Origin of the sequence: Psychrobacillus soli (assembly GCF_006861775.1) — a bacterium.
GTDB lineage: Bacteria > Bacillota > Bacilli > Bacillales_A > Planococcaceae > Psychrobacillus > Psychrobacillus soli.
Window position 1 is genome coordinate 44240 of sequence record NZ_VDGG01000027.1, and the last position, 7383, is coordinate 51622.

Sequence of the window (7383 nt, forward strand, 5' to 3'; positions counted from 1 at the left end):
GAAAGGATATTCTGATCGATTTTATGCTCCCACGTTTCTGTGAAAGCAAACAAACTATTAGAATCTTTCCAATCTCTATTTAAGTTTAATATTGAATGTAAGGGATAAAGAAAATTGGGGTGTTTACAGTGAATTTAATGGATATTCAGCCTGTTGTGCAACAAATAGCGGATGCTATAGCAGCTGTTTTGAAAATTGAAGTAGAAATTGCAAACCATCAATTTATTCGAGTTGCAGGTACTGGAGAAAATAAAGTAGGTGTTCTCCGTAAAATGGAAGGGGATTTCGTTTATCAATCTGCGATTCGTACTGGACAACCAGTAATTATTGAAAATCCAGGATTTGAAAAAGTATGTGAGAGGTGTACATTTTATAAAAATTGTTCAGAAACTGGAGAAATATGTGCTCCTATTACTTATCAAAATCAAGCAGTAGGCATAATTGGTTTATTGGCATTTGACAGTGAACAGAGAATGCGATTGTTCGAGAATACAGATGGGATATTAACTTTTCTAAATAAAATGGCTGAACTTTTAGCAAGTAAATTACATGAACACGAGATGATAAAAGAACTTACAAGAAGTTCTGAAAAAATGGTAAAAGTGATCAATCTTGTCGATCAAGGTATTATTGTTTTAAATAGTATAGGAACTCCCCTCGAGATGAATATAAAAGCCGAATTATTGCTTGGAATTAAGGAAAGGGGCAAGTATCCAGCGCAGATAATAAACTTGTTCTTAGATTTGGTTGAGCAAACAGATACATTAAATCATACATTTACTTTGGAAAATAACAATAAAGAAAGAACGCTTTTTATTACGAAAACAAAGATTGCTATTGTAGGGCAATATCCAGAATATCTTATTAGTATACAAGATGTAAATGACATTCAAAACTTGGCAGAAAAGGCAACCGAAGAACATAAGAGACCTTTCCAACAAATTATTGGAGTGAGTTCAAAAATTAATGAAGTGAAAGAATATGCATTTAAAGTTTCTCAATCAAATTCTACTGTATTAATTCAAGGCGAAAGTGGTACAGGGAAAGAAGAATTTGCCAAAGCTATACATAATGCAAGCTTTAGAAAAGATAAACCGTTTGTAACCGTGAATTGTGGTGCAATTCCAGGAAATTTGCTGGAAAGTGAGTTATTTGGATATGAAAAAGGTGCGTTTACTGGAGCGAACGATAAAGGAAGAATAGGAAAATTTGAATTGGCCAATAAGGGATCTATATTTTTAGATGAAATCGGAGAAATGCCAGCCCTTCTACAAGTGAAATTGCTTCGAGTATTACAAGAAAGAGAGATTGAACATCTAGGTGGCAATGGTCCTATTGCTGTAGATGTACGTGTTATAGCCGCTACAAATAAAGACTTACAACAAATGGTGAAAGACGGAAAGTTTAGAGAGGATTTATACTTTCGCTTAAATGTAATCCCTATTACTATTCCCCCCCTTAGAAGTAGAAAAGAAGATATTGTAGCTTTAAGTGAGTACTTTATTTCAGAATTTAATAATACTTTTCATTCCAAAGTGTTGGGTCTAGATAAGGGCGTGAAAGAAATTGTATTAAACTATCCGTGGAAAGGAAATGTTCGCGAATTAAAAAATTTTATAGAATATCTATTCAATTTTATTGATAGTGGTTGGATAACGCTGGAGGAACATGAAGAGTTAATTATTCGCAAATTAGAAATTAAAAAAACGGATTATTATATAAATCCACCTTCATTTTCCCTCGTAAAAATGGAAGAAGAGTTGATTAGGAAAGCACTTAATTATGTAAAGGAACATAATTTAAACGTCGAAGATGCTAGTAAATTATTAGAAATAGGAAGAGCAACTTTATTTAGAAAAATAAATAAATATCAAATTGATACCTAATACCAAATTGATACTTTTGTATTCTAACTATACGCCTCTCAGTTATCTGAAAAAATAAAATCCATCTAGTCTCATTTAGATACTAGATGGATTTTATTTTTATTGTTAAATGCTATAAATGCTCAGAAAAAAAGTTGGCATGGCTCTTGCAATATAAATAAGTGTAAACCAAAAGGAGGGAGAAATTTGATTAAACAAATTCAAGCGACTAAAGCATCAGCTGCTGTCGGACCATATTTGCAAGCTATTAAAGCTAATGGTTTTGCATACTTATCAGGGATGCTTCCCTTTGGTAGTGAAAGTGGGTAAATGGAAGGAAATACAGCAACTGAGTAATTATGGAAAATATAAAAGGTTTACTTTCGGAGATCAATTTAAGTCTCATATATATTGTGCAGACGACAATTTTTCTAGACACCATGGATTCATGTCAGAGTGTTCATGATGTAATTGGCACATATTTCACTATACATTAACGAGTAAAAAGTTGTGTAGAAGTGCAGCTGTTCCAAAAGAGCTTTAATAGGAATAGAGATAATAACTAAATTTAAATAGGGGGATTGGATATGCAGAATAAAATAGATCGAAATTACATTAAATGGGTTAAAAATAAATTTAAATCAACATTATTCAATGAAGAGGAATTGTCTTTTTTTCAAGAAGAAGAGATCAAAAAGGTTCTTGCTTTTCAAAAAACACATAGTTTATATACGAATACGCCATTATACAATTTACGAAATCTAGCGGAGTATTTAAACGTCGCAGATATACGAGTAAAAGATGAATCCTATAGATTTGGGTTAAACGCATTCAAAGTAATGGGAGGTATCTATGCAATTGGAAGATATTTAGCAGAACAATTAGGGGAGAACATGGAGGATTTATCCTTTGAGAAATTACGCTCTCCTGAAAATAGAAAGAAGCTTGGAGAATTAACTTTTATTTCCGCTACAGATGGAAATCATGGAAGAGGTGTCGCATGGGCAGCGAGGGAACTTGGCCATCAGTCAAGCATATACATGCCGAAGGGATCATCCATGCAGAGACTTACTTCTATTCGTAATGAAGGAGCGCATGCCGAAATTACTGAGTTTAATTATGATGATACTGTACGAATATGTGCAGAATTGGCAAAGAAAAATGGATGGATAATGGTGCAAGACACAGCGTGGGAAGGCTATGATGATATTCCTCTTTGGATTATGCAAGGATATGCATCAATGGGATTAGAAATTGTGGATCAATTAAAGGAAGCTGATGCAAAGCCACCCACGCATATTTTTCTTCAGGCAGGTGTTGGTTCGTTTGCAGCTTCTATTGCTGCATATATGTTTCAACATTATAGGGAGAATCCGCCTATTGTAATTGTAGTGGAACCTGAAAAAGCAGAGTGTTTTTATAAATCTTTTTCTACTGAAGATGGACATATAGAAATGGTTGGTGGTGAAATGAACACAATAATGGCGGGGTTAGCTTGTGGAGAGCCGAACGCTAGGGCATATGGAATACTTCGACAATATGCTAAAGGTGCATTTTCTTGTCATGATAATATTGCTGCACTTGGGATGCGTGTCTACGGTAATCCATTAAAAGATGATCCAAAGGTTATTTCGGGAGAATCTGGCGCAGCTACCCTAGGTTTACTTTATTACTTAAGAAGTTTAGAACAAGGTAACGAGATGAATGGAAAAATTTCGCTAGATTCAAATTCAAACGTTTTATTAATAAGTACAGAAGGGGACACAGACCCGGAGCATTATAAGAAAATAGTATGGGAAGGTTCGTATCCTAACTGAAACTTACCAAAAAGAAAATGGTAAAGAGGGATTGGAGGAGTTCGACATGTTGTCAGAAGCAAGAAAAGAAGAGGTTATTAGTCTTTGTCAATCACTTGTTAGACTAAAAAGTTATTCTGGGGAAGAAAATCTTGTTGCATCTTATATTGAAAACTATGCCAAACGAAACGAGTTTGATGATGTAATAGTGGATGAATATGGAAATATCTTATTAATCATGAAAGGAAATGAGGAAGGACCGACAGTAGTTTTTGATGGACATATTGATACGGTACCAGTTCAACCTAGCCAGTGGGAACTAGATCCATTTTCAGGAGAAATAAAGGATGAAAAGATTTATGGGAGAGGAACATCCGACATGAAAGGCGCTGTGAGTGCAATGATTACAGCGGCTATATCTTTTGCTGAGGATACAAATAAATCATTTAGAGGGGAGGTTGTAGTTTCATGTAGTGTTCATGAAGAATGTTTTGAGGGAGTAGCAACACGAAAAGTAAGTGAACATGTTAAACCAGATTTTGTAGTAATTGGAGAAGCGACAAATTTGAATTTAAATAGAGGCCAAAGAGGCAGAGCAGAAATAGCGCTTGAAACGTTTGGTAAAACAGCCCACTCTTCTAATCCGGATAAAGGAGTCAATGCCGTATACCAGATGATGAAGTTGTTAACCGCTATTAGGGAATTACCAATTCCAGAGCATGAAGTGTTAGGTAAAGGAATTCTTGAATTGACGGATATTAAATCATTTCCGTATCCAGGGGCATCTGTTGTTCCTTCTAACTGCAAAGTAACTTTAGATCGTCGATTGCTTGTTAATGAAACGAAAGAATCTGTACTTGCACCAATCTTATCCCTTATAGAGCAGATGAAATTGGATGACGAGGAGTTTAAGGCAGAAGCAAGTTTTTCAATAGGAGAAGAAAAGTGTTATACAGGTGCTCTTATCAAGGCAGAAAGATTCTTCCCTGGTTGGTTATATAGTGAGCAAGAACAATTCGTAGATCAAGTATATAAAAATTTACTAGCTATTAATCCGGATACTAAATTATCACACTACTCATTTTGCACGAATGGCAGCCATTTTGCGGGGGAAGCAAACATTCCGACGATTGGATATGGACCTTCTGCAGAAAACCTAGCGCATATTGATAATGAATATATTGAGATTGACCAATTGACTAAAGTGACAGAGGGATATATCACAATTATGAAAACGCTTTCTTCATTATAAAAAACGAAAAAGGGGATGCATTTATGTTTGATCTACTCATTCGAAATGGAAAAATAATTGATGGTACGGGGTCACCTTGGTTCTATGGTGATATTGGAGTAAAAGACGGTATCATAAAAAAAATTGGAAAACTAGATACACTTTACGCTACTGAGGTAATTGATGCTAAACAACAAGTAGTGTCACCTGGATTTATCGATATGCATACTCACTCAGATCTTGTCATTTTAGATGAACCGCTAATTGAAGCTAAAGTACGTCAAGGAATTACAACAGATCTTCTTGGTCAAGATGGTATCGCGGCTTCTCCTCTCCCGGCTCAATTTGTGTCACCTTGGAGGAAAAATATGGCTGGATTAAATGGAACGCCTCCAATTGAATGGGACTGGGAAACAGTTGGAGATTATATTCGTAAAATCGAAGCTAATAATCCTAGTTACAACTTAGCAGTATTGGTTCCTCATGGGAATATCCGTATGGAAGTGATGGGTCTTGATAATCGTCCCGCTACTGATGAAGAAATTATAAAAATGCAAACTGTACTTCGTCGTTCTTTAGATGAAGGTGCCGTTGGATTGTCGACAGGTTTAATCTATCCTCCTTGTTGTTTTGCAGAAATGAAAGAGCTAGAGGCTCTATGTCAAGTCATTGCGGAATATGGTGTTCCTCTTGTTATTCACCAACGAAGTGAGGGAGATGAAATCTTAGAGTCAATGCAAGAATTGATAGATATGATGAAGAGATGTGGAGCTCATCTACACTTTTCGCATTTGAAAAACTGCGGAAAAGATAATTGGCATAAGACTCCGGATGTACTAAAGAAAATTGATCTCGCTAGAGAAGATGGTTTAGAAGTGACTTTTGATCAGTATCCATATACTGCTGGAAGTACAATGTTAAGTGCTACTTTACCTCCATGGGCGCATGATGGTGGAAGTGAAATGATGTTAGAGCGATTGAAAGATTCAAATTTGCGTAAAAGAATGATTAAGGAAATGTCTTCTGCGTTAAAGGGATGGGATAGTATCTCTAAATGGGCCGGTTGGGATGGCATTATTATTACTTCAGTTGACTCTGATGATGCGAAGAAATACGTAGGGAAAACGATTAGAGAAATCGGAGAAATGATAGGAACCACTGATTATGGCAATCTAGTATTAGATTTAATTTTACAAGAAAAAAATGCAGTAGGTATGATTGATTTTGTGATGAATGAAGAATCGGTTAAAGCAATACTCGCTCATCCAGCTGGCACTATTGGTAGTGACGGATTATTAGGAGGAGAACCACATCCGCGTGCATACGGTTCTTTTCCAAGAATATTAGGGAAATATGTTCGTGAACATAATGTTCTACTATTAGAAGATATGATACGTAGAATGACTTCACAGCCAGCAAGAATTATTGGTCTACAAGATAGAGGGATCTTAAGAGAAGGAATGGCTGCGGATATTGTCATTTTTAATCCGGATACTATCATAGACCAAGCAACGTTTGAAAAGCCACGCCAATTTAATATAGGGATTGATAAAGTAATTGTAAATGGACATATCGTCATAAATGGACATAATGCATACCGTAAACCTGCAGGGAGAGTGTTTAAAAGATCTTATCCTCAAATTCAATCAGAACTAGTTAAATAGTCACCTGATATTATTCATCAACTGTATTGTACGAAGGGGCATGTACATTAAAGGGGAGGTAAGAAGATGGGAATAATTTGGACAATAATTGTAGTGTATATGATTGCGATGATAGGGATTGGGTTTTATGCAAAAACAAAAATTAAAGATTCAAATGATTACCACCTAGCGGGTAGAAGATTAGGGCCGATAATGCTTGCAGGTACGCTCGCTGCAACTGAAATAGGTGGAGGAAGTTCAATTGGTGTTGCTTCTAAAGCTTATGGAGAATGGGGACTTTCAGCGGGATGGTATGTTGTTTCAGCCGGGATTGGAATCATATTGGTATCGTTTATTGCACCATTTATGCGAAAGACAATGGCAACAACTGTCCCGGAAATTATCGGCAGAAGATATGGGAAGAATAGTTATGCTATTTCCAGTATTTTATCTCTAATTGCTTCCACTGCTTTGGCAGCGGTTCAAATCACTGCAACAGCTACAATTGTGCATGTTTTAACTGGTTTTGATTTAACGTGGGCAATCTTAATATCAGGACTTGTAGTTGTTTTCTATACATTTCTTGGTGGAATGTGGAGCGTTACACTTACAGATTTTGTTCAATTTTTTATCATTGTTTTTGGTTTTGCTATTGCAGTTCCATTTGCACTTTCGAATGCAGGAGGATATGAAACTGTTATAGCCAATATCCCTCCAGAACGAGGGCACTGAAAAAGTCCAGATAATTTAACTTAGCGAGGTATTCGACGATTCAATCGTCGAATACCTCGCTTTGTTCATTTATAATAGAATTATTAAATGCAGGTGGTGTTCCAGATGATTTCAAA

At 35.9% G+C, this 7383-nt stretch carries 6 protein-coding genes; all 6 read left to right on the top strand.

Going from position 1 to position 7383, the window contains the following annotated elements; genetic code table 11:
• The first annotated feature begins 137 nt into the window (after positions 1-137).
• The 6 genes from FG383_RS13405 to FG383_RS13425 all read left to right on the top strand — a co-directional run bounded on the left by FG383_RS13405 (position 138) and on the right by FG383_RS13425 (position 7267).
• A complete protein-coding gene (locus FG383_RS13405) occupies positions 138-1886 on the top strand; it encodes a sigma 54-interacting transcriptional regulator (RefSeq protein ID WP_246097003.1) in 1749 nt (582 codons plus the stop codon).
• A gap of 186 nt (positions 1887-2072) precedes the next feature.
• On the top strand, positions 2073-2195 hold the full coding sequence (locus FG383_RS21495) for a RidA family protein (RefSeq protein WP_281285325.1): 123 nt from the start codon (positions 2073-2075) through the stop codon (positions 2193-2195).
• A gap of 257 nt (positions 2196-2452) precedes the next feature.
• Entirely contained in the window at positions 2453-3682 is a 1230-nt protein-coding gene (gene dpaL, locus FG383_RS13410; protein WP_142607902.1) for a diaminopropionate ammonia-lyase, read from the top strand.
• A gap of 46 nt (positions 3683-3728) precedes the next feature.
• Positions 3729-4913 carry a YgeY family selenium metabolism-linked hydrolase gene (locus FG383_RS13415; RefSeq protein WP_142607903.1) on the top strand — a complete coding sequence of 395 codons (1185 nt, stop codon included), beginning with the start codon at positions 3729-3731 and terminating at the stop codon, positions 4911-4913.
• 23 nt (positions 4914-4936) lie between these two features.
• The gene (locus tag FG383_RS13420; protein WP_142607904.1) at positions 4937-6556 is read left to right on the top strand and encodes an N-acyl-D-amino-acid deacylase family protein; all 1620 of its coding nucleotides are present in this window, start codon (positions 4937-4939) and stop codon (positions 6554-6556) included.
• A gap of 66 nt (positions 6557-6622) precedes the next feature.
• The gene (locus FG383_RS13425) at positions 6623-7267 is read left to right on the top strand and encodes a sodium:solute symporter family transporter (RefSeq protein WP_142607905.1); all 645 of its coding nucleotides are present in this window, start codon (positions 6623-6625) and stop codon (positions 7265-7267) included.
• The last annotated feature ends 116 nt before the right edge of the window (positions 7268-7383 follow it).